The sequence below is a fragment of the Rhizobium sp. R635 genome, assembly GCF_002211285.1.
GTDB lineage: Bacteria > Pseudomonadota > Alphaproteobacteria > Rhizobiales > Rhizobiaceae > Rhizobium.
The window spans coordinates 84,067-107,460 of record NZ_LOKX01000009.1 but is presented as its reverse complement, the minus strand read 5'-3'; the positions used below and the strand labels follow the sequence as shown (position 1 = coordinate 107,460).

General features: G+C 62.1%; 18 protein-coding genes. 9 read left to right on the top strand and 9 right to left on the bottom strand.

Features of this window, described 5'->3' with window-relative positions; genetic code table 11:
• The first annotated feature begins 86 nt into the window (after nucleotides 1-86).
• On the top strand, nucleotides 87-1,274 hold the full coding sequence (locus ATY78_RS09415) for a hypothetical protein (RefSeq protein ID WP_088682075.1): 1,188 nt from the start codon (nucleotides 87-89) through the stop codon (nucleotides 1,272-1,274).
• Nucleotides 1,275-1,420: 146 nt separating this feature from the next.
• Here the strand turns inward: ATY78_RS09415 and aspS are convergent, their stop codons facing one another.
• On the bottom strand, nucleotides 1,421-3,211 hold the full coding sequence (gene aspS / locus ATY78_RS09410) for an aspartate--tRNA ligase (RefSeq protein WP_088682074.1): 1,791 nt from the start codon (nucleotides 3,209-3,211) through the stop codon (nucleotides 1,421-1,423).
• A 249-nt stretch (nucleotides 3,212-3,460) separates the two neighbouring features.
• Here aspS and ATY78_RS09405 point away from each other — a divergent pair, with 249 nt between their 5' ends.
• The 4 genes from ATY78_RS09405 (at nucleotide 3,461) to ATY78_RS09390 (ending at nucleotide 8,822) form a co-directional block, all read left to right on the top strand.
• Nucleotides 3,461-4,852 (top strand): multicopper oxidase family protein, encoded by a 1,392-nt coding sequence (locus tag ATY78_RS09405; protein WP_088682073.1) that lies wholly within the window; start codon nucleotides 3,461-3,463, stop codon nucleotides 4,850-4,852.
• A 131-nt stretch (nucleotides 4,853-4,983) separates the two neighbouring features.
• Nucleotides 4,984-6,129 (top strand): ribonuclease D, encoded by a 1,146-nt coding sequence (rnd, locus tag ATY78_RS09400; RefSeq protein WP_088682072.1) that lies wholly within the window; start codon nucleotides 4,984-4,986, stop codon nucleotides 6,127-6,129.
• Nucleotides 6,130-6,306: 177 nt separating this feature from the next.
• Complete coding sequence (locus ATY78_RS09395) at nucleotides 6,307-7,368, top strand: adenylate/guanylate cyclase domain-containing protein (RefSeq protein WP_088682071.1); 1,062 nt, start codon at nucleotides 6,307-6,309, stop codon at nucleotides 7,366-7,368.
• 95 nt (nucleotides 7,369-7,463) lie between these two features.
• Entirely contained in the window at nucleotides 7,464-8,822 is a 1,359-nt protein-coding gene (locus tag ATY78_RS09390) for an esterase-like activity of phytase family protein (RefSeq protein WP_088682070.1), read from the top strand.
• Nucleotides 8,823-9,140: 318 nt separating this feature from the next.
• Here the strand turns inward: ATY78_RS09390 and ppx are convergent, their stop codons facing one another.
• The 4 genes from ppx to ATY78_RS09370 form a co-directional block, all read right to left on the bottom strand.
• A complete protein-coding gene (gene ppx / locus ATY78_RS09385) occupies nucleotides 9,141-10,661 on the bottom strand; it encodes an exopolyphosphatase (protein ID WP_088682069.1) in 1,521 nt (506 codons plus the stop codon).
• A gap of 12 nt (nucleotides 10,662-10,673) precedes the next feature.
• Entirely contained in the window at nucleotides 10,674-12,878 is a 2,205-nt protein-coding gene (locus tag ATY78_RS09380; RefSeq protein WP_088682068.1) for an RNA degradosome polyphosphate kinase, read from the bottom strand.
• A 64-nt stretch (nucleotides 12,879-12,942) separates the two neighbouring features.
• Nucleotides 12,943-13,656, bottom strand: coding sequence for a DnaA regulatory inactivator HdaA (hdaA, locus tag ATY78_RS09375; RefSeq protein ID WP_088682067.1), 714 nt, complete (start codon nucleotides 13,654-13,656; stop codon nucleotides 12,943-12,945).
• Nucleotides 13,649-14,773: an AI-2E family transporter gene (locus ATY78_RS09370; protein ID WP_088682066.1), complete on the bottom strand. Its 1,125-nt coding sequence runs from the start codon at nucleotides 14,771-14,773 to the stop codon at nucleotides 13,649-13,651. Before ATY78_RS09370 ends, hdaA begins: the two co-directional genes overlap by 8 nt.
• 246 nt (nucleotides 14,774-15,019) lie before the next feature.
• Here ATY78_RS09370 and purM point away from each other — a divergent pair, with 246 nt between their 5' ends.
• Nucleotides 15,020-16,093, top strand: coding sequence for a phosphoribosylformylglycinamidine cyclo-ligase (gene purM / locus ATY78_RS09365; RefSeq protein ID WP_088682065.1), 1,074 nt, complete (start codon nucleotides 15,020-15,022; stop codon nucleotides 16,091-16,093).
• Nucleotides 16,090-16,761: a phosphoribosylglycinamide formyltransferase gene (gene purN / locus ATY78_RS09360; protein ID WP_088682064.1), complete on the top strand. Its 672-nt coding sequence runs from the start codon at nucleotides 16,090-16,092 to the stop codon at nucleotides 16,759-16,761. Before purM ends, purN begins: the two co-directional genes overlap by 4 nt.
• A gap of 128 nt (nucleotides 16,762-16,889) precedes the next feature.
• Here purN and ATY78_RS09355 read toward each other — a convergent pair whose 3' ends face one another.
• The 3 genes from ATY78_RS09355 to ATY78_RS09345 form a co-directional block, all read right to left on the bottom strand.
• The gene (locus tag ATY78_RS09355; protein ID WP_088682063.1) at nucleotides 16,890-18,059 is read right to left on the bottom strand and encodes an alpha-D-ribose 1-methylphosphonate 5-triphosphate diphosphatase; all 1,170 of its coding nucleotides are present in this window, start codon (nucleotides 18,057-18,059) and stop codon (nucleotides 16,890-16,892) included.
• 82 nt (nucleotides 18,060-18,141) lie between these two features.
• Nucleotides 18,142-18,732 (bottom strand): NUDIX domain-containing protein, encoded by a 591-nt coding sequence (locus ATY78_RS09350; RefSeq protein ID WP_088682062.1) that lies wholly within the window; start codon nucleotides 18,730-18,732, stop codon nucleotides 18,142-18,144.
• Nucleotides 18,729-20,933 carry a molybdopterin oxidoreductase family protein gene (locus tag ATY78_RS09345; RefSeq protein WP_088682061.1) on the bottom strand — a complete coding sequence of 735 codons (2,205 nt, stop codon included), beginning with the start codon at nucleotides 20,931-20,933 and terminating at the stop codon, nucleotides 18,729-18,731. The genes ATY78_RS09350 and ATY78_RS09345 overlap by 4 nt, the downstream gene beginning before the upstream one ends.
• Nucleotides 20,934-20,949: 16 nt before the next feature.
• Here ATY78_RS09345 and ATY78_RS09340 point away from each other — a divergent pair, with 16 nt between their 5' ends.
• Together ATY78_RS09340 and ATY78_RS09335 are read left to right on the top strand one after the other, a co-directional pair.
• A complete protein-coding gene (locus ATY78_RS09340; RefSeq protein WP_088682060.1) occupies nucleotides 20,950-21,819 on the top strand; it encodes a 23S rRNA (adenine(2030)-N(6))-methyltransferase RlmJ in 870 nt (289 codons plus the stop codon).
• Nucleotides 21,820-22,021: 202 nt separating this feature from the next.
• Nucleotides 22,022-22,618, top strand: coding sequence for a glutathione S-transferase (locus tag ATY78_RS09335; protein ID WP_088682059.1), 597 nt, complete (start codon nucleotides 22,022-22,024; stop codon nucleotides 22,616-22,618).
• A 93-nt stretch (nucleotides 22,619-22,711) separates the two neighbouring features.
• Here ATY78_RS09335 and ATY78_RS09330 read toward each other — a convergent pair whose 3' ends face one another.
• Nucleotides 22,712-23,347 (bottom strand): outer membrane protein, encoded by a 636-nt coding sequence (locus ATY78_RS09330; protein ID WP_088682058.1) that lies wholly within the window; start codon nucleotides 23,345-23,347, stop codon nucleotides 22,712-22,714.
• Nucleotides 23,348-23,394: the final 47 nt, after the last annotated feature.

The following is a 23,394-nucleotide window of genomic DNA, read 5'->3' as shown; positions in this document are numbered from 1 at the left end:
GTGGGCCGCAATATAAAGCAGGCCCAATCCGTAGTAGCGTAACTGCAGATTTCCAAACCGCCACACGCCACCAGAGGAATCACCCCATGAATTTTTACCGGACAACGCGGCTGATGCTGTCGGGCGCAGCCTTTTTCTCGCTTACCGGCTCGGCTTTCGCTCTCGACGGCGCCGATCTGCTGAAGAAGCTCAATGCTGCCTATGAAGCACAGGGCGGAACGATCTCGGCTGATGGCGTCGATATCGACGGCACGACCGTTGTCTTGAAGAATGTCAGCGTCAAACCGACCGGCGGCGAGAGCCTTGCCATCGGCGAAGTCACCCTTTCCGGCGTCGAGGAAGACGAAGACGGCGGTTATTACATCGAAGAAGCCGCCTTCCCTGACATCAACACGACGAAGGAAGGCGTCACGGTGACCGCGCAGGAGCTGACGCTCGGCGGCATTTCCGTTCCGGCGACGCCGGGCGGCGACTCGCTCGACACCATGATGCTCTATGAAACCGCCCATACCGGGCCGCTGAAAGTGGTCAAGGACGGTGCGGAAGTCTTCTCCGTGCTCCAGAGCGACATGAATCTGACGCTGCGCGAAGATGAATCCGGCTTCGATTTCGACGGCGCCTTCAAGAGCATGAAGGCCGATCTCAGCAAGGCCGAAGATCCGCAGAGCAAGGATGCGATCGAGAAGCTCGCCCTGCAGCACGTCCAGGGCGACATCACCATGAAGGGCGCCTGGGAACTCGCGCCGGGCACGATCGACATTTCGGAATTCGCCTTCGACTTCACCAACGTCGGCAAGCTGAACCTTGGCTTCAAAATCTCGGGCTACACGATGGCCTTCATCAAGTCGATGCAGGATGCGATGAAGGAATCCGAAGCCAACCCGAACAAGGAACAGTCGCAGCAGGCGCTCGGTCTCGCCATGCTCGGTCTGATGCAGCAGCTGTCTTTCGAGGGCGCAAAGGTGCGCTTCGAAGATGCCTCTATCACCAAGCGCGCGCTCGACTATGCCGGTTCGCAGCAGAATATGTCCGGCAAGCAGATGGCGGATTCGCTGAAGGCGATGACGCCGATCATGTTGGCGCAGCTGAATATCCCGGAGCTGCAGAATGCCGTTTCGGCCGCCGTCAACACCTTCCTCGACGACCCGAAGAGCCTGACGGTCAGCGCCGCGCCTGAAAAGCCGGTGCCCTTCCCGACGATCGTGGGTGCTGCCATGGGCGCTCCGAACACGCTGCCCCAGGTGCTCGGCGTCAAGGTTACGGCCAACGACTGATTTCGTGGCTTTCTTCATGAGAGCAGGCTCGGCAGTTCCGCTGCCGAGCCTTTTCTTTTTCAGGCGCCAACATGCATCGGCACAAATGAAAAGCCCGGCGATTGTGAACTGATCGCCGGGCTCTCTCGTTCGAAAACGAACAGAACTCAGTCCTTTTTCACCGGCGGGATCGGCCGGATCGCAAGTTCGCGCAGCTGCGTCGGCGTTGCCGGGCTCGGCGCGCCCATCAGCAGGTCCTGAGCCTGCTGGTTCATCGGGAAGAGCGAGATTTCGCGCAGGTTCTTCGCGCCGACGAGCAGCATGATGATGCGGTCGATACCGAAGGCAGCGCCGCCATGCGGGGGCGCGCCGTACTGGAAGGCGCGGTAGAGGCCGCCGAAACGGTCCTCGACGTCCTGCTGGCTGAGCCCCACCTTCTCGAAGGCGGCAACCATCGTTTCCGGCGACTGGTTACGGATCGAACCGGAAGCGATTTCGAAGCCGTTGCAGACGGCATCATACTGGAAAGCCTTGATCGTCAAGGGATCCTGGTTCTGCAGCGCTTCGAGGCCGCCCTGCGGCATCGAGAACGGGTTGTGGGCGAAATCGACCTTCTTCTCCTCTTCGCTCCATTCGAAGAAGGGGAAGTCGACGATCCAGCACAGCTCGAAGCGGTCGCGGTCGACGAGGTTCAGTTCTTCGCCGGCCTTGGTGCGAGCCTCGCCCGCAAACTTGTAGAACTTTTCCGGCTCGCCGGCGACGAAGAAGCAGGCGTCGCCGTCATCGAGGCCGAGCTGGGTGCGGATCGCGTCGGTGCGCTCCTCGCCGATGTTCTTGGCAAGCGGTCCGGCGCCTTCGAGCTTTTCGCCTTCCTTGCGCCAGAAGATGTAGCCGAGGCCGGGCTGGCCCTGGCTCTGCGCCCAGGCGTTCATACGGTCGCAGAAGGCGCGCGAGCCGCCGGTCTTTGCCGGGATCGCCCAGACCTGGACCTTCGGGTTGGAGGCGATCATGCCGGCAAAGACCTTGAAGCCGGAGCCGGCGAAATGCTCGGTCACCGCTTCCATGACGATCGGGTTGCGCAGATCAGGCTTGTCGGAGCCGTATTTGCGGATCGCCTCGTCATAGGGGATGCGCGGCCATTCCTTGGTGACCGGCTTGCCCTCGGCGAACTCCTCGAACACCTTGGTGATCAGCGGGCCCATCGTGTTCCAGACATCTTCCTGGGTCACGAAGCTCATTTCGAGGTCGAGCTGGTAGAATTCGCCCGGCAGACGGTCGGCGCGCGGGTCCTCGTCGCGGAAGCACGGCGCGATCTGGAAATAGCGGTCGAAGCCAGCGACCATCAAGAGCTGCTTATACTGCTGCGGCGCCTGCGGCAGGGCGTAGAAGGTGCCGGGATGGATGCGGCTCGGCACGAGAAAGTCGCGCGCGCCTTCCGGCGAGGAGGCCGTCAGGATCGGTGTCGTATATTCGGTGAAACCCGCGCCGCCCATTTCACGGCGCATGGCCGAGATGACCTGGGTGCGCTTGACGATGTTCTTGTGCAGGGTCTCGCGGCGAAGATCGAGGAAACGATACTTGAGGCGGACGTCCTCCGGATATTCAGGCTCGCCGAAGACCGGCAGCGGCAGTTCCTTGGCGGCGGAGAGAACTTCGATCTCCTGGGCATAGAGCTCGATTTCGCCGGTCGCCATGGTCTTGTTGACGGTATCTTCGGTGCGGGCCTTGACGAGGCCGTCGATACGGATGACCCATTCGCCGCGCACGGTTTCGGCCATCTTGAAGGCCGGGCTGTCGGGATCGGCGACGACCTGGGTGATGCCGTAATGGTCGCGAAGGTCGATGAAGAGAACGCCGCCATGGTCGCGAACGCGGTGGACCCAGCCGGCGATGCGGACGGTCGAGCCGACATCCGTCTTGCGGAGGGCGGCGCATGTGTGGCTGCGGTAGCGATGCATGATCTCAAATCCTGGATGTGCTGAGACGGCTGCAAGGGCTCCAAGACCCTCAAGCGCCGACAAGAAAATCGGGCGGAAAAGCGCATGGACGCTCCGATTTGTCAAGGCTTGGCACGCGCTGCCGGGTGTTTGGCACGCCTTTATGGCGAGGCGGCGACGTCAGCACTGCGGCAGTTTGGCCCGCGCCTTCCATATTGATGAAAATGCCGGTCAACTTTAAAAGGACGCATTCTCATCACGGAGCGCCCCATGCCTCTCCTTACCCGCCGCAACCTGCTGAAGGCATCCGCCGTCGCGGGCGCCTATGGTGCCGGCATCGGCATTGCCGGGAAATTCGGTTTTGCCGAGGCAGCCGCGGAGCCGCAACTGCTGACGGCGCTGAAGACCGAGGCGCTGCTGACAGAGGCAGGAGCGACCAGAGATGTGATGAGCTGGGGCCAGGACGGCATGCCGCCCACTCTCCGGATGATCAAGGGGCGGCCCTTTGCGGCGCGCCTGGTCAACAAGCTCGACGAGCCGACGACGATCCACTGGCACGGGCTGCGTATCGACAATCGCATGGACGGCGTGCCTTTCGTGACTCAGCCTTACGTCTATACCGGAGACAGCTTCGACTACGCCTTCACGCCGCCCGATGCCGGCACCTTCTGGTATCATCCCCATTGCAATACGCTGACGCAGATGGGGCACGGAATGACGGGCATGATCGTCGTCGAGGACCCGGCCGATCCCGAATTCGACGCGGAGGTGCTGCTGAACCTGCGCGACTGGCGGCTCGGGGGCGACGGGCAATTCATCGCGCCCTTCCGGCCGCGCGATGCGGCGAAGGCCGGCACCTACGGCACGGTGCGCACCGCCAACTGGCATCAAGAGCCGCAATATGATGCGCCGGCCGGCGGGCTGGTGCGGCTGCGTATCGCCGTCACCGACGTGACGCGCATCTTTTCGCTGAAGATGGAAGGCGCCGATGCGACGGTCATCGCCATCGACGGCAATCCGGTGCCGAAGCGCTTCCCTCTCGACCTCTTGCAGATCGGACCCGGTCAGCGGCTCGATCTTGCCGTGCGCATACCTGATGGAGAAGGCGCCATCGCGACGCTCGAAGACATCCGCGGCACCACGCCGAAGACGATTGCCAGCCTGCGCGCCGTCGGACAGTCGCTGAAGCGCAATATCGGCGATCTCGGCTTGCTTGCCGAAAATCCTGTCCCCAAAGCTGATCTTTCGGCTGCGGAAGAGATCCCGCTGGTGCTGAGCGCCACGGCCGAGAATGCCGCCGTCGAGAGCATCTGCGGCACGCTCGGCTACAGTTTCTGGGCCATCAACAAGGTGCCGTGGCCAGGCGACACGCCCGATCCGACGGCGCCGCTCGCGGAATTGAAGCTCGGCAAGAGCTATGTCTTCAATCTCGAGAACACCACGCCGCATGCGCATCCGATTCACCTGCACGGCATGAGCTTCACGGTGATTTCCTCCTCGACGCGGGAGGTGATGCCGCTGGTCTCCGATACCTATCTCGTCCAGCCCGACGAGAAAGTGCAACTCGCCTTCGTCGCCGACAATCCCGGCGACTGGGTGCTGCATTGCCATATCATCGAACACCAAAAGACGGGCATGACGAGCTATGTCAGAGTGAGCTGAGGCTCAGCTTTGCCACAGTTTGGTCGTGATTCTTAGCCAGCAATGCTGGAAGGCGTATGCTGTTGTATTGACATATCGAACCGAAAGGAGAAGGAAGGTTCAACCGACCTTTTCCTTGCGAATGAAATGATATGATCGAAACCACCGCCGATTTGGCGGCCGCCTGCAAAGAGCTGGCCAAGTCCGACTTCATTACCATCGACACCGAATTCCTGCGCGAGACGACATTCTGGCCGGAGCTCTGCCTGATCCAGATGGCGAGCCCGACGATCGAAGTTCTCGTCGATCCGCTGGCGAAGGGCCTCGATCTCGCTCCCTTTTTCGAGCTGATGGCCGATACGAAGGTGTTGAAGGTCTTTCACGCCGCGCGGCAGGACATCGAAATCATCTTCAATCGCGGCAATCTCATCCCGCATCCGATCTTCGATACCCAGGTCGCCGCCATGGTCTGCGGCTTCGGCGACAGCGTCTCCTACGACCAGCTGGTCAGCCGCATCAAGAACGTCCATATCGACAAGTCGTCGCGCTTCACCGACTGGAGCCGCCGGCCGCTCTCCGATAAGCAGCTGGAATATGCGCTGGCCGACGTCACGCATCTGCGCGACGTCTATCTGTCGCTGAAGGCTGAGCTCGACCGCGAAGGCCGCACGTCTTGGCTCCGCGAGGAAATGGACATTCTCGAAGCGCGCGAAACCTATGACATGCATCCCGACGACGCCTGGCAGCGGCTGAAGATGCGGCTGCGCAAGCCGCAGGAGCTGGCGGTCCTGAAATTTGTCGCCGCCTGGCGTGAGCGCGAAGCGCGAGCCCGCAACGTGCCGCGTTCGCGCGTCCTCAAGGACGACGCGATCTACGAAATCGCCCAGCAGCAGCCGAAGGATTCCGAGGCGCTCGGCCGGTTGCGCACCATCCCCAAAGGCTGGGAGCGCTCGGCCTCCGGCGGCGCCGTCGTCGAGGCCGTCAATGCGGCGCTGGCTCTTCCGAAGGCAGATATGCCGCATGTGCCACGCCAGACCCAGGCGCCCGAGGGGGCTGCGGCTGCCGTCGAGCTGCTCAAGGTGCTCCTGAAGCTCATCTCGGAAAAACACGGCGTCGCGCCCAAGGTGATCGCCAACAGCGAGGATCTCGACAAGATCGCCGCCGACGGCGAGAAGGCCGACGTCGCTGCCCTGCACGGCTGGCGGCGCGATCTTTTCGGCGAACCGGCGCTGCAGCTGATCCAGGGCCAGATCGGCTTGCGCTTCGTCGGCCGGAAGGTCGAAACCGTCAGCCTCTGAGCGCGTCGCGATCTTTCACCTTCGCCTACCGCGCTTTAGGCCTTTGTTTCGACATATCTTGCCGCAAAACAGCTGCACAGTTTTGCTCGACATGCTTCAGGGCAGAATCAAATTCGCTTGACGCTTTTTTCCCGGCTGAAACAATAGCGGGAGCAAACAGCACGACGAAGAGGCGGCATGCGGGAAATATCTCCGACGCAGAACTGGATCTTGATCTCGATCGTGCTGGCGGCCAGCGGCGTCGTCTACGATCTGATGTTCTATTCCAATCAGACGCCTGTTGTCGGAGCTATCTTCGCGCTCTTCATCGGCATGCCGATCCTCGCCTTCGAGCGCAAGGTGCTGTTTCGTACCCTCTACAGGCGCATCCAGAAGCTGCCGACCTTCGTTTTCATCATCACGGAACTGGTGATCTACGAGATCCTGATGAGCATCGGCTTTGCCTGCGCCGGCCTGCTGCTGTGGTCGCTCGGCATGCTCACGCCCTCCTCGCCCCTCGACCTCGTCATCATGCCGTTCGAGGTCTTCCTCTATGCGCTTGCCGTCTGCTCGGCGCTGATCTTCATCCTGCGGGTGCGGGAGTTGCTCGGCCGCGAGGTATTCCTCAGCATGCTCATCAGCCGCTACCGCAATCCGGTCAAGGAAGAACGCGTCTTTCTGTTCATCGATCTCGTCGATTCGACGGCTTTTGCCGAAAAGCATGGTGACCTCCGGGCGCAGCAACTGCTGAGCTCGCTGTTTGCGACCTTCGCCGAGCCCGTGCGGCGTCACAAGGGCATGATCAACGACTATGTCGGCGATGCGGCGATCATCACCTGGCCGCTTGCCCGCGGCATCAAGGATGCGCGCTGCGTTCGCTGTATCTTCGACATCCTTGCCGATATCGAAGCCAATGCCGCCGGCTGGCGGAAAAGCTACGGGCAGGTGCCGAAGCTCCGCGCCGCCCTTCATGGCGGCGAGATCATTACGGCGGAAGTCGGCGTCGACCACCACAAGATCAGCTATTTCGGGGACACGGTGAATACGACCTCCCGGCTGGAGACGCTCTGCCGCAGCTTGAACCGGCAGGTGCTGATCTCCGCCGAGCTGGCCCGGCGCATGGAATTTCCAGACGACGTCGCCTGTGAGGATCTCGGCATTCATGCCGTCAAAGGACGCGGCCAGGCGCTCGGCGTGATGGCGCTTTCCTCACGCGCGGTCACCATGCTGAACACGCCCGCGGTCATTCTGCACGGCTGAGCAAGGCAAGTCACCAAAGCTTCACCCAACCGTCAATTCCCTGACACGGAAGCCCTGCTAAGCGGAGGCATTCGCATCCGTTTCATGGGGATATTATGAAGAAGATCCTTTTTGCATCCGTATCGCTTTTCATCCTGATTGCTGGCTCCGCTTCGGCCGATCAGCAGGAATTTCCGGCCAAGCTCGCGGGCCAGGCGATCCTGCCTGCCAACACCATGGTTGCGGCACCGGCCGACGCGCCCGAATTCCTCAAGCATTCCGGCAAGTTCACGACGCCGGACCGCAAGCGCACCGAAGCGCTCGGCACGGTTCCCGGCAAGGACGGCGCGCGCGTCACCGACCTGAAGCTTCCCTTCGACGGTCAACCGATCCAGGGCTTCTCCGGCATCAAGACGATGGCCGACGGCACCTTCTGGACGCTCTCGGACAACGGCTTCGGCTCCAAGGCCAATTCGTCGGACTCCATGCTTTTCCTGCACCAGATGAAGTTCGACTGGGCGGCCAACAAGGCTGAAGTCGTCAAGAACCTCTTCCTTTCCGATCCCAACAAGATCGCCCCCTTCCCGATCGTGCTCGAAGGCACGGATACGCGCTACCTCACCGGCGCCGACTTCGACATCGAATCGATCCAGCCGGTTGCCGACGGTTTCTGGCTGGGCGATGAATTCGGTCCTTACATCCTGAAGGTCGACACCGAAGGCCGCCTGACCGACGTCATCCCGACGACGCTCGACGGCAAGCCGGTGCTTTCGCCCGACAATCCGCTGATCCAGCTGCCGGGCAATCCGGCGGCGAAGATGCCGGTCTTCAACCTGAAGCGCTCCGGCGGCTTCGAGGGCCTCGCCATGTCGAAGGACGGCTCCAAGCTCTATGGCCTGCTCGAAGGCGCCATCTACAAGGATGACGGCACGATGGAGGCAGTCGACGGCCACACAGCCATCCGCGTCATCGAGTTCGACGTCGCCTCCAAGAAGTGGACCGGCCGCAGCTGGCTTTATCCCTTCGAGGACAAGGGTGTGTCCATCGGCGATTTCAACATGCTCGACGACACCACCGCCCTCGTCATCGAGCGCGACAGCGGCGCCGGCGCCAGCGACAAGGCCTGCGCCGACCCGAAGCAGCCGAAGCCGGATTGCTTCGAAGCTCCGGCCGTGCTGAAGCGCGCCTACAAGATCGAGTTCAACGACGCCAATGTCGGTAAGGCCGTCCGCAAGATCGGTTATATCGATCTCCTTGATATCAAGGACCCCGACAACAAGAAGAAGGCCGGCAGCAAGGACGGCGTCTACGACATGCCGTTCGTGACGATCGAAAACGTGGATCGCGTCGACGCCACGCACATCATTATCGGCAACGACAACAACCTGCCCTTCTCCGCCGGCCGCGCCGTCGACAAGGCCGACAACAACGAGTTCAGCCTGCTTGAGGTTGGCGAGTTTTTGAACGCGAAGTAATTCGGGTTTAATTGAGATGGAGAGGGCGGTGCGTGGGCGCCGCCCTTTTTCTGTTTCAGCGCCGCGAATCTTGAGGTGACGTAGGAATTCGGCGCTGCCACAAACTTCTTCTCCCCAGCGGGGGTCCGAAGGACGGGTTGAGACCCGCGGCTCAACCCAGGTACAGGTGCCGGCAGGCGGTTGAGGGGGTGAGCGGCGAAGCCGCGAATGCGCTGAGCATAAGCGAAGGGCAACATGAAGGGCGTGCCGTGCGGCCCCCTCATCCGACCCTGCGGGCCACCTTCTCCCCGCTGGGGAGAAGAGGGAGCAAGCAGTGTACTACTCGAACCGGAACGCCAGCCTCTTGTTCGTCAATCTCGAAAGTTGCTGCAAACGGCCGTCCAGGCGTTCGCCGGCGAAGTCCCGGTATTCGGGGGGGACGACGAATTCGAGATCGAAGTCGGGGTTCGACGATTTGCGGAAGGTCAGGTTCTTGACGATGCCGGGCATCGAGGCTGAGAAGAGGTAGACGACGCGCAGCATGCCGCCGAGCAGCTTGGCGCGCTCGATGAATGGGGCTGTCGCGATCTGCGCCAACGGCCCGGTGGCGCCGTCATCGTGCAGGCCCTCGAAGCGATAATAGTTGGTGAGGGCGATGAAAGCCCGGCCAGGATGGCTGATGCCGACGAAGGAAGAGTGGGCGATGACGTTCAGCGCCTGAAGACCGCGATAGTCGGGATGGGCGCGCCAGCTGATATCGGCAAGCAGACAGGCAGCCTGACGGTAGCGGCTTTCCTCTTCGGTTTCCTGGATGCCGAAGAGGGGCATCATGCGGCCGGTCCATTCCGCCAGCTCGCGGGCATGTTCCGGTGATCGGGCACGCAGGATCGCCAATTCGCCGGCAGCCGCCAGCAGCGGATCGGCGCGGCGTTCGGATTCGGAAAGCAGTGAATAGAGATAGCCTTCGCGCACGCCCTGCGCCGAGAAGGAAATCATCGAAGGCTTCATGACGCTCAGGACTTCCTTCATGGCGATGGCGCCGAAGGGCAGCAGCGAGCGGCGATGCTTGGAGACCGCCTGAAGGGCCGGCTCCTTGGAATCGCGCGCGGTCGCCACCTGATCGAGGAACAGCATAATCGCTTCGAGCGACACTTCATAACCCTGCATCATGTGCAGCGGATAATTGGTGATCTCCATGTGCAGCTTGGCGATATTTCGCCAGGTGCCGCCGACGGCGTAGAAGGTGCGCCCCTCGCCTTTCGCAAGGAGCTTTGCCGTTTTCACCTGCTTGCGGGCAAAGGTCCGAGCCTTGGAAAGCGAGCCGCTGGCATATTCCGACAGGCGCAGGCCGCCGAGCGGCAGGGTGATGCCCTTGCCGACTTCCTTGCCCTTGATGTCGATCAACTCAAGCGAACCGCCGCCGAGGTCGCCGGCAATACCATCGGGATTGAAGAAGCCGCTGATGATGCCGAGCGAAGCGAAACGAGCCTCTTCCTCACCTGAGAGCACGCGGACGTGGCGCTGCAGGATCGTCTCCGCCTGATGGATGAAATCGGGACCGTTGCTCGCCTCACGTGCGGCGGCCGTCGCGAGCACATATATGGTGGCGGCGCGGGCCTGATCGGAGAGAGCCTTGAAGCGGTGAAGTGCTTGAAGCGCCCGGGCAACGCTTGCCTCGTCCATCTTGCCGGTCAGAGCAATGCCCTTGCCGAGGCCGCAAAGAACCTTTTCGTTGAAGAGGATCGTGGGCGAACGGGACAAGCCTTCGTAGACGACCAGACGAATGGAATTCGATCCGATGTCGACGACGGAGACCGGGGCGATCCCCGGAAGGCGCCCCTGGGCTTCAGATTCAACCATTTAGGTCCAGTTTTACTTGTTGTTGCGGCCGTCGAGCAGGCCGGCGATCAGCTTCGGCGCGCTGGACTTCAGGGCTTCACCACGGCCCGACAGGCTCGGATTGGTCATGAAATACTGCTGCGCATTGAACGGTTCCTCGCCCCTGCGCACTTCCATGCGCCGCGACGTACCGTCGGGCAATATCTCGTAGCTTTGCTGATTGTCAATCACGTTGCCGAGCATAATCTGTGACAAGACCTGCTCATGAACGGTGGGATTCGTCAGCGGAACCATGGTTTCGACGCGGCGGTCGAGGTTCCTCGGCATCATGTCGGCCGAACCGATGTAAACCAGCGCCTTATCGGACGGCAGGCCGTGGCCGTTGCCGAAGCAGAAGATGCGGCTGTGCTCGAGGAAGCGGCCGACGATCGACTTCACGCGGATCTTTTCGGAAAGGCCGGGCACCTGCGGACGCAGGCAGCAGATGCCGCGCACGACGAGATCGATCTCGACGCCGGCATGGCTGGCGCGATAGAGCGCGTCGATGATGTCGGGATCGACGAGCGCGTTCATCTTCATCCAGATCGCCGCCGGCGCGCCGTTCCTGGCATGCTGAATCTCCTCCTCGATGTGACGCAGGATGCGCGAGCGCAACGTATAGGGAGAGATCGCGAGCTGCATGCCCTCTTCCGGCTCGCCGTAGCCGGTGATGAAATTGAAGATATTCGCCATGTCGTGGGCGATGACGGGATTGCAGGTGAAATAGGAGAGATCCGTGTAAATCTTGGCGGTGATCGGGTGGTAGTTGCCGGTTCCCAGATGGCAATAGGTCCGGAGCTTGCCCTCCTCTCGGCGCACGACCATCGACATCTTGGCGTGGGTCTTGAGTTCGATGAAGCCGAAGACGACCTGCACGCCGGCGCGTTCGAGGTCGCGTGCCCAGCGGATATTCGCCTCTTCGTCGAAGCGCGCCTTGAGCTCGACCAGCGCCGTCACCGATTTGCCGGCTTCGGCGGCATCGACCAGCGCACGGACGATCGGGCTGTCGTTGGAGGTGCGGTAAAGCGTCTGCTTTATCGCCAGGACATCAGGATCGCGCGCAGCCTGGAGAAGAAACTGGACCACCACGTCGAAGGATTCGTAGGGGTGGTGGACGACCATGTCCTTCTCGCGGATGGCGGCGAAGCAGTCGCCGGCATGCTCGCGGACGCGCTCGGGAAATCGCGCATTGTAGGGCTGGAACCTGAGATCGTCGCGCGGCGCCTTGGTGATCTCGGAGAGAGTGTTCAGCGCCAGGAGACCAGGCAGAACGGCGACGCGATTGTCGGGAATGCTGAGCGCCTGGACGACGAACTGCCGCAGCGAGGCCGGCATTTCCGAGTCGGTCTCGATACGGATCACCTTGCCGCGGCGGCGCCGCTTCAGCGCCGTTTCGAAGAAGCGGACGAGATCCTCGGCCTCTTCCTCGACTTCGATATCGCTGTCGCGGATGACGCGGAACGTACCCGATCCCTGAACTTCGTAACCGGGATAAAGCCGGTGGATGAAGATGTTGGCGACATCTTCCAGCGTGATGTAGCGAATGATGCCAGCCTCGTCCGGCAGACGCACGAAGCGGTCGAGCGCCGGCGGAAGGCGCAGCAGCGCCGTCATCGGCTCACGTCCGCTCTTGCTGACGAGCTGCAGGCCGATCGAGAAGCCGAGATTGGGAATAAAGGGGAATGGGTGGGCCGGATCGATCGACAGCGGCGTCAACACCGGGAAGATCGCCTGTTCGAATTCCGTCGCCAGCCATTGGCGATCGGCATCGCTCAGGGCCCCCGGCCGCACGATCAGGATGTCTTCCTTGGCCAGATACTGCTGTAGCACGGCGAGCGAGGCCTGCTGCTCCATCTGCAGATGGTCGATTTCCTGCAGGATCGAGTCGAGCTGTTCGGCCGGGGTCTTACCGTCCGGGCTGCGGATGGCAATGTTCTGGCGCACCTGGCCTTCGAGGCCGGCGACGCGCACCATGAAAAACTCGTCGAGGTTGGCAGCGGAGATCGACAGGAAGCGAACACGCTCGAGCAGCGGATGCTCGGTATTCAGCGTCTCTTCCAGGACGCGGCGGTTGAATTGCAGCCAGGAGAATTCGCGGTTGATGAAGCGCTCGGGGCTCGTCAGCAATTCTTCCAGCGGGGGGACGTTGTCGTTGGTTTGCGGGAAGGCTTCCTGATTTTCTGCGACTGCGCTGTCCATGGTCCGCTCCCCCGTTTTCAATCGCGACGGCAATTATATCAGTTTCACGACGGAACTGTGACAGTCAATCGGCCGGTTCCGAATTTCCCAATTCATTCAATACTTCGGCAGCAAGGGACCGGGTGATTTTCGTGCCCCGCGACAAGGCCAGCCGGTCGAGCCTTTCGACGATCGTCTGGGCTGCGTTCAGCGACCGCTCCATGCGGTTGACGATATAGAGCACGAGTTTGTCATCTATATAAAGCTGCCGGTCGGCGAAGAGCTTGACGATCACCTGCGACAGCAGGGCTTCATCCGGTTCGCCGATCTCGACGACGGTGGCGGCCTTGAGGCGAGAGCGCAGATCCGGCAGCAGAACCGACCAAGACATCGGCCAGAGACGGCTTGTCATCAGCAGGCTGGTGCCGTTTTCGCGCACGCTGTTGATGACGTGGAAGAGCGTGTTGTCGTCGAAGCCGAGACGGTCGGCATCCTCGAACAGAACGGGGCCGTTCGCCGCCGCAACGGCGGCATCGGAGCCGGCCTTGGGATGAATGATCTCCGCCCCGCTGTGTTCCTTCCAGATGCCGGCGAGATGCGATTTGCCCGAGCCCACCGGGCCGGCGAGGATGACGACTGGCGAGGGCCAGTTCGGCCAGGCATCGACGATCGAAACCGCCGCCGCGAGACGCTCCGAGATCAGGAGATCGTCGCGGCCGGTTGCAACGTCATGCGAAAAGGCCAGGGGAAGCTGCTCTCCGGCCTTACGCTTCGGATCAGCGTTCTTCACGTCATTCATGGGGAACTGATTTCGTCTTCCGAACGCGGCCGCCTGACGACCCGCCAAAATAAAGATCGCTCTGAAGGTAGCGTGAAAGCGCGAAGCGGACAAGGACGCCGACGGCCGCGGCCGCCGGCACGGCGACCAGAAGACCGACGAAGCCGAAGAGCGCGCCGAAGGCGAAAAGCGCAAACATCAGCCAGACAGGATGCAGGCCGACGCTGGAGCCGACGAGCTTCGGCTGCAGGATGTTGCCTTCCAGGAACTGGCCGCTGAAGAAGACGGCGAGCACCAGGCCGATCCAGGGATAATCCGGCCAGAACTGCACGAGCGCCACGCCCACGGCGAGAATGAGACCAACAAGCGAACCGACATAGGGAATGAAACTGATCATGCCGGCGAAGAGGCCGATGAGCAGGCCGAAATTCAGGCCGACCAGAGAAAGCCCGGCGGCATAATAAATGCCGAGGATGAGGCAGAGCGAGCCCTGGCCGCGGATGAAGCCGGCGATCGCCTGGTCGATCTCCTTGGCGATCTGGCGGACATCGCCGACATAGTCGCGCGGGATCCATTGGTCGACTTTGGAAACCATGCGATCCCAATCGAGCAGGATATAGAAGGCGACGACGGGGGTGACGACGAGCAGCGATATGACATCGACGATCGCCTTGCCGGAATTCCAGAGCTGCGCGAACAATCCCGTAAGGAAACCCATGCCTTCGGAAAGGATGCCGGAGAGATTGTCCTTGATCGTGCCGGCCTGGCTCTTGACCCAGTCCGGCAGCAGCGAATTCTGCGTCTGGGTGATGAACTGCTGCAATTGGCTGATATAGCCCGGCAGCCGCTCGGCGAAATCGTTGAACTGGCTGATGAGCACCGGAATGAGGATCATCAGCGCCAAGGCGAAAATGACGACGAAGGCAATCAGGATGACGATCGTCGCCATCATCCGGCTCAGGCCGAGCCGCTGCAGCCTGTCTGCCACCGGATCGAGGAAATAGGCGATCGCCATGCCGGCGACGAAGGGCAGCAGGATCGAGCTGAAAACATAAAGAAAGGCGATGAAGAAGACGAGCACGGCCAGCCAGAAGAAGATCTGGCGCTTGAGACTGTTGCCGCTGACATGCTGTGGCATCGCTTCCCCGCTGATCGCTCGCCGCCGATAAACGCCGCGTCTCATCCGGCGCGGCCATTCAGCACATAGGATGCAGGCGCAAAGATGGTCAACCCTGTTGCGCCAAATCCCGGAAAGGCTCAGGGAAGACGCGGGAAATTGGGGGCTTTTCCCATGCAGCGCTTGCATAAACGCCCCTGTCATGCAATTGCGACCGGCAGATGACGCGGCATGTTAGCCGCCTGAAAACAGCCATCGGAGACCAGCATGAGCCAGTCTGGGAAAAACGGCCTGACCTACAGCGATGCGGGCGTCGACATCGATGCCGGCAACCTCCTCGTCGAGAAGATCAAGCCGGCGGTGCGCTCGACCCGCCGCCCCGGCGCTGACGGCGAGATCGGCGGCTTCGGCGGGCTCTTCGACCTCAAGGCCGCAGGCTTTACCGATCCAGTCCTCGTCGCCGCCAATGACGGCGTCGGCACCAAGCTGAAGATCGCCATCGATGCGGATTATCACGACACCGTCGGCATCGACCTCGTCGCCATGTGCGTCAACGATCTGGTGGTCCAGGGCGCCGAGCCGCTGTTCTTCCTCGACTATTTCGCAACCGGCAAGCTCGACCCCGACCAGGGTGCCGCCATCGTCGGCGGCATTGCGGCGGGCTGCCGCGAGGCGGGCTGTGCGCTGATCGGTGGCGAAACCGCCGAAATGCCGGGTATGTATTCCTCCGGCGATTACGATCTCGCCGGTTTTGCCGTAGGAGCTGCCGAACGCGGCCAACTGCTGCCGTCGGGCGATATCGCCGAGGGCGACGTAATCCTCGGCCTCGCCTCCTCCGGCGTCCATTCCAACGGCTTCTCGCTGGTGCGCAAGATCGTCGAACTCTCCGGCCTCGGCTGGGATGCTCCGGCGCCGTTCGCCGAAGGCAAGAAGCTCGGCGAAGCGCTGCTCGAGCCGACCCGCATCTATGTAAAGCCGCTCCTGAAAGCGATCCGCGAGACGGGTGCATTGAAGGCGCTCGCCCACATCACCGGCGGCGGCTTCCCCGAGAATATTCCGCGCGTGCTGCCGAAGCATCTGGCGGCCGAGATCGATCTTGCCGCCGTCAAGGTGCCGCCGGTCTTCTCGTGGCTCGCCAAATCTGGCGGCGTCGAGGCCAAGGAAATGCTGCGCACCTTCAACTGCGGCATCGGCATGATCGTCGTCGTCGCTGACGAGAATGTCGCCGCGGTATCGACGGCGCTCGAAGCCGAAGGCGAAAAGGTCGTCACCCTCGGCCGCATGATCGCCCGCGACGAAGGCGCTGCCGGCACGGTCTACAAGGGCACGCTTGCCCTATGAGCACGCCGCGCAAACGCGTCGTCGTCTTCATTTCGGGCAGCGGCTCCAACATGATGGCGCTGGTCGCGGCGGCGAAAGCCGCCGACTACCCGGCCGAGATCGTCGGCGTGATTTCCGACAAGGCGGATGCCGGCGGACTTGCCAAGGCTGATGCCGAAGGCATCGCCACCTTCGCCTTTCCTCGCAAGGACTATGCAAGCAAGGAAGCGCATGAGGCGGCGATTTTTTCCGTGCTCGACACGCTTTCACCCGATATCCTCTGCCTCGCAGGCTACATGCGGCTGCTGACGGCGACTTTCATCCAGCGTTACGAGGGCCGGATGCTCAACATCCACCCTTCCCTGCTGCCGTTGTTCCCGGGCCTGCACACACATCAGCGCGCCATCGACGCCGGCATGCGGATCGCCGGCTGCACGGTGCATTTCGTCACCGAAGGCATGGACGAAGGGCCGGTCATCGGCCAGGCGGCCGTCCCGATTCTCACAGGCGACACCGCCGAAAGCCTGGCCGCGCGGGTGCTCACCGTCGAGCACCAGATCTATCCGCGAGCGCTGCGGCTCTTTGCCGAAGGCCGCGTGACGATGGACGGCGGCAAGGCGGTGGGCGCCGAGACTTCCGCCGTCGCCCCTAAGGCGCAGTTGATTTCGCTGATCGGCGACCGCGCATAAAGCGCATCTCAATGGCTCTGGTTCAAGGGCTGCCCCTCATCCGCCTGCCGGCACCTTCTCTCCGTTTTTCGGGGTTAGGGTTAGGGTGAGGATGAGGGGCGAAACACACAAGTTTTAGGTGAATTGCGTCAAGCCGCTATCGCCCGCAGCGGATGCAGCGTGCCGTCGCTGTAGACGAAGCGGCCGGCGCGGAAGGTGGCGCGGATGCGGTTGATGTCGCCCGGCTCGACCACGACCAGATCGGCGCGCTGGCCGAGAGCGATCTCGCCACGGTCGAGGAGGCCGGCGGAGCGGGCGGCATTGCCGGTCGCCATGGCGACGGCTGCGGGGAAGCCGCCTTCCACCATGTCGGCGAGCTTGAAGATGCCGGGGACGAAGGCGGCCGGGTGATAATCGGCGGCGATGACGCTGAGCAGCCCTGCCTTGGCGGCAGCAAGCGCGCTGAGATTGCCGGACATCGACTGGCCGCGCAGGGCGTTCGGAGCGCCCATCAGCGTCCAGAGGCCACGGCGGCGGGCTTCTTCGGCCGCAGGCGCGGTGACAGGAAATTCGCTGATCGTGACGCCGAGATCATGCATTTCGGCGACCTTCTCGACGCTGTCGTCGTCATGCGAGGCAAGCGACAGCTTGTGCTTCAGCGACAGCGCGACGATCTCCTTCAGCTTGGCTTCGATCTCGGGATTGTTGCGCATGGCGATGCGCTTGGCGACGATCTCGGCGGCCATTTCCTCGGAGATGGCGCGGCGCTCGGAGATGCTGAGGATATAGCTCTGCAGGTTGTTGTATTGGCCCTGGCCCGGCGTGTGGTCGGTGAGCGAGACCATATCGATCTCATCGGCGTTCAGCAGACGTTCGAGCACGGGCGCCGCACCGACATTGGTGATTTCATAGCGGGCGTGGACGCGATGGTCGATCAGCAGATCGTTACGCAACCGGTTGATGCCCTCGATCACGGCCGACGTCGTCTCCAGCGAGCGGACGTGGCCGTAGACGCTTTCGGTGGCGAAGGAGACGGCGGCAAAGGCCGTGGTGACACCGGCGGCGGCAAGCTTCTTGTCGAGTTCGTGGATGCCGAAATCGATCGGCATGGTCGCGTTCGGCCGCGGCGCGATCTCGCGCTCGATCATGTCGCCATGCAGGTCGACAAATCCCGGCATCAGCAGCCGCCCGCCGCCATCGATGGCGGCAGCCGCGACCGGCTCCGGCCTGATCTCGGCGATCATGCCATCCTCGACACGCACGGAACCTTCACTCACCACCTCGTTTGGGAGAACGAGGGTGAAATTGCTGAGCCACATGGGCTTTCTCCTGACCGTATCCGATGATCGACAAGCCGCAGCGCTTAGAACTGCTTCGTGACACTCGTATGAAATTTGGGCGCTATTGAAGCCTGCCCCTGTTCAACAAAGCCCATTGCAACAGCATGATCGTTTTGGCGTCGAAGATCTCGCCGGTTTCGATCATCCGGGCGGCCTCGTCGAGCGGGATTTCGAGAACCTCGATGTCCTCATGCTCCTCATCCAGTCCGCCACCTTCCGCGACGCGATCGGCAGTGTCGATCAGGGCGGCGAAGAAATGAACGACTTCGGTGACCGAGCCCGGTGAAGAATAGGCTTTGAAAAGGAAGCGGGCATCGCGCAGGTGATAGCCGGTTTCCTCCATCGCCTCGCGGCGGATCGCCGCCTCGGGATGATCGTCGTCGAGAAGACCGGCCGGCACCTCGATTGTCCAGGCGGGATCGCCATGCAGATGGACAGGAAGGCGGAACTGACGGACGAGGACGACGAGGTCGCGCTTGGGATCGTAGAGCAGGATGCAGGCAGCCTGCGTGCGGTGGTAGACTTCCCGCTTCAACCTTTGGGTCGCGCCCCTGCGGTCGATATAGTCAAGCAGGTAGCTGGTCAGCCGCGTCCACCCATTCGACAGGGTTTCCTCGCTGACGATTTTCACCCGTGATTTCGGCTGCATCATGCTATGTCCTTGCGAAGCCAGACCTTATTGTCGTGTACGGCCGCCCCGCCATAAGGCGCGACCGGATCTGCGCCCGTCAGCACATTGATGCCCTCACCGTCGACATGCGCCTTGTTCGGCCAGAGCCCCTCGGCGATGAGCACGCCCGGCTTCACCTCGGTGGTGACGCGGGCGTGGATGCGCAGATCGCCGCGGCCGTTGCCGATGCGGACGAGATCGCCATGGCCGATGCCGCTGGCTTCGGCATCTGACGGATTGATCATCACTTCCGGACGGCCTTCCTTCTGACGCGAGGTCTTGGTTTCGGAAAAGCTCGAATTCAGGAAGTTGCGGGCCGGCGACGTGGCGAGACGGAAGGGGTGCTCGGGATCGGCGACTTCGATGACATCGACCTGATCGGGGAATACAGGCAGCTCGGCATGCGGCCCGAGCACGCCGATCGCGGCCGGCGGCTTGTTCGGCGCCGGCTGGTTGATCCAGTCCGGGCGGAAGTGGAACTTGCCGTCGGGATGGGCAAAGCCGTTCAGGAAATGGGCGTCCTCGAAAGCCGGCTGGCGATCGAACCATTTGTGTTCGAGGAAATGGTCGTAATCCGGCAGGTCACTCGATTTCAGAACGCGGTCGATCATTTCGCGGGCGGTGAAGCCGAAGCCGGGGCGGTCGGCGACGCCGAGGCGTTTTGCCAGCTCCTCGATGACGAAGAGGTTGGTGCGCACGCTTGGCGGCGGCTCGACCAGCTTCGGCCCCAGCAGAATGTGGTTCTGCCCGCCGGCGCGGTAAATATCGTCGTGCTCGACGAACATCGTCGCCGGCAGCACGATGTCGGCGATATCGGCCGTTTCGGTCATGAACTGCTCGTGGACGGCGACGAAGAGATCGTCGCGGGCGAAGCCGCGTCTGACGAGGCGCTGTTCAGGGGCGATGTTGGCGGGATTGGTGTTCTGGATCAGCATCGCCGTCACCGGACCGCGATGGCGCAGCGCCACCGCATCGCCGGTCAGCACCCGGCCGATCTGCGACTGGTCGAGCACGCGGATATCGGCATCCTTCATCGACCGGCCGGTCAATTCCGCATTGTTCATGCGGAAGATATCGGTGTTCGAATGGAAGGCCCCGCCGCCCTCATATTGCCAGGAGCCGAGGACGGTGGCGATCGAAGCCGCCGCATGCATGGCGACCGCGCCGTTGCGCTGGCGGGTGAAGCCATAACCCAAACGGAAGAAGGTCTTTTTCGTCGTGCCGACGAGGCGCGCGAAGGCTTCGATCTCCTCGACCGAAAGGCCGGTGATATCAGCCGCCCATTGCGGCGTCTTCGTCTTCAGATGCGCTTCGAGACCGGCGGGATCATCGGCGTATTTCGCCATATAGTCCCGATCGGCGTAGCCGTCGCGGAAGGCGATGTGCATGATGGCGCAGGCAAGTGCGGCGTCGGTGCCCGGCTTGACGATCAGGGCCATGTCGGCCTGCTTCATCGTCGGGTTATCGTAGATGTCGATGACGACGATCTTCGCGCCGCGTTCCTTGCGGGACTTGATGGCGTGGGTCATCACGTTGACCTGGGTCGAGACCGCATTGGTGCCCCAGATGACGACGCAATCGGTGCGGCCCATCTCACGCGGATCCGGCCCGCGCAGTACACCGGTCGCCACAGTGAATCCGGTCCAGGCGGGGTTGGTGCAGATCGAGGAGAAGAAGCCGGAATAACGCTTGGCATGACGCAGGCGATCGATCGAGTCGCGCTGCACCCAGCCCATGGTGCCGGCGTAGAAATAGGGCCAGATCGCCTCGCTACCGTCTCTCGCCTCGGCCTTCACGAAGGCTTCGGCGATCTCGTCAAGCGCATTCTCCCAGGAAATCTGCTGCCACTGCCCTGCCCCCTTGGCGCCGGCGCGGCGCAGGGGATGCATCAGCCGGTCGGGATTGTAGAGCCGTTCGGCATAGCGGGCGACCTTGGCGCAGATGACGCCCGACGTATAGGAATGATCGTTTGCGCCGCGCACGCGGCCGATGCGGCCATCCTCCGATATCTCGACCTCGAGCGCGCAGGTGGAAGGACAGTCATGCGGACAGGCCGTGTGGCCGATCTTGCTGTCCAGCTTCGGGGATTTGGCGTGGATGGGGGTCGCAATGTTCATGGCCTTTGTATATTGCAAGGCTTCTAAGGCCAAAAGCCACAAAAACTCCCGATAACGCGAATTCATACGGACATCAGCGAAAATGAACTACCGCCACATCTATCATGCGGGCAATTTTGCCGATGTGCTGAAACATGCCGTGCTGGCGCGGCTGATCCGCTACATGCAGAAGAAGGACGCGGCATTCCGGGTGCTCGACACGCATGCCGGCATCGGGCTCTACGACCTCTCCTCCGAGGAAGCGCAGAAGACCGGAGAATGGCTTGAGGGTATCGGCAAGCTGATGCAGGCGGAACTCGGGCCGCAGGTTTCCGAACTGCTGGAACCTTACCTCTCGACCATCCGCGAACTCAATCCCGAGGGCGGCATCCGCTTCTATCCCGGATCGCCGAAGCTTGCGCGCATGCTGTTCCGACCGCAGGACCGGCTGTCGGCGATGGAACTGCATCCTGAGGATTATGCCCGCCTGCACCGGCTTTTCGAGGGCGATCACCACGCCCGCATCACCGAGCTCGACGGCTGGCTAGCACTCGGCGCGCATCTGCCGCCGAAGGAAAAGCGCGGCATCGTGCTCGTCGATCCGGCTTTCGAGGAAGAGGACGAATATCAGCGCCTGGCTGCCGGGCTGGAAAAAGCCTATCGCCGCTTTCCCGGCGGCACCTATTGCCTGTGGTATCCGCTGAAGAAAGGCGCGTCGATCAAGGAATTCCACGAGACGCTGCAGGCGCTCGATATTCCGAAAATGCTCTGCGCCGAACTCACCGTGCGCAGCGACCGCGGCACGACGGGACTGACCGGCTCCGGCCTCGTCATCGTCAATCCGCCCTTCACACTGAAGGACGAACTGCACCAGATGCTGCCGGCGCTGAAGGACCACCTGGCGCAGGACCGCTTCGCCTCGCACCGCGCCTTCTGGCTGCGCGGCGAGAGCAAGACGGTCAAGGACGATTGACCGGGGACTACAGCGCCGCGCGTCTTTCAGGCGCGCAAAGGACGCTGTAGCACTTTGAATTTGCGCATAATCCTTTCCGAAAATCGTTTTGATTTTCGGGGTTATGCGCTAGCTTCGGGGATAGTCCGCGCCAGAGCGCATCGCCCAAAACCGCTGCACACTTTTGGGCGCATGCATTAGCCACAATCTTGTCAGGTGTCCCATGAAGCTTCTTTGCTCACCAGCCTCGCCCTATTCCAGCAAGGTGCGGATGGCCGCGCACTTTTTGGGTATCGAGGTCGACGCCATCCGGGTCGACACCAATACCGGACCGGCGATCCTGGTGGACAACAATCCGCTCGGCAAGATCCCGACGCTTCTGACCGATGACGGAGCCTCGATCTTCGACAGCGTCGCGATCATGCATTATTTCGACCGGCTGACGAAGGGCGGGCTCTATCCCTCCAAGAAGGGCAAGCGCACGGATGCGGAAGTCCTCGAAGCGCTTTGCGACGGCATCTGCGACTGCCTGCTGACGATCGTCTACGAGCGCCGCTTCCGCGAGGAGGAGAAGGTTCACCAGCCCTGGATCGACCGGCAATGGAAGAAGGTGACGGCGGGGCTCGCCCATCTCGGCGCCAAGCCGCCGAAACTCGGCAAGGGGCTCAATGGCGGACATTTCGCGCTGGCCGCCACGCTCGACTATCTCGACCTGCGCTTCAAGGACCAGTGGGAAGCCGATCACGCGCCGCTGATCGACTGGCTGGCGCAATTCGAAAAGAAATTTCCCGCCCATCGCGAACTCAAGGCCAGCGCCTGATCCGGAAATCACAAAGCGCCTGCAAGCAACGGGCAAGCAGCAAAAAGCCGGGCGATGAGCCCGGCTTCTGTATGTTCGGAAGGGTCGATCGGCTTAGAACTTGACGCCGATACCGAGCTTGACGCTGTTCTCGTCGTAACCGCGCGAGAAGCTGCCGGAGTCGAGATCGTAATCCTTGCTCTGGTAGTCGGTGTAGCGATATTCCAGGCGCGTCGTGATGTTGTTGGTCACGAAGGCTTCGACACCGGCGCCGACCGTATAGCCGACGTTCGTCTTGCTTTCGTCGGACGTGCCGTCGGAAACCTTGACGTTGCCGAGAGCCAGACCAGCCGTGCCGTACAGCAGGAAGGGGTTCATGTCGTAGCCGACGCGGCCACGGACGGAGCCGTTCCAGCCATACTTGTTCTTGACGCCGCCTTCGGAAACGTCGTCGCCGCTGTAGCCGAGATCGGATTCAACGCCGTAAACGATCTGGCCCTGCTGCCAGTTGTAGCCGGTGAAGACCTGGCCGCCGAAACCGTAGGTGTGGCGATCGGAACCGAAGTCACCCATGTTGTAAGTGCCGGCGCCGCCGAGATAGAAGCCCTCCCAGTTGCCGGCAGGCTTGACCGGTGCGTCCTGGGCAACCGGTGCTTCCGGAACCTGATCGACCGCATCGGCGGCCTGAGCTACCGAAACGCCCGCAATCGCAAAAGCGGAGGCCATGAGGCCAGCAATGAGTACACGCATACTTTTCTCCTTTCAGTCCCGCGCCGCTTATCATCTGTCTCTCAGCG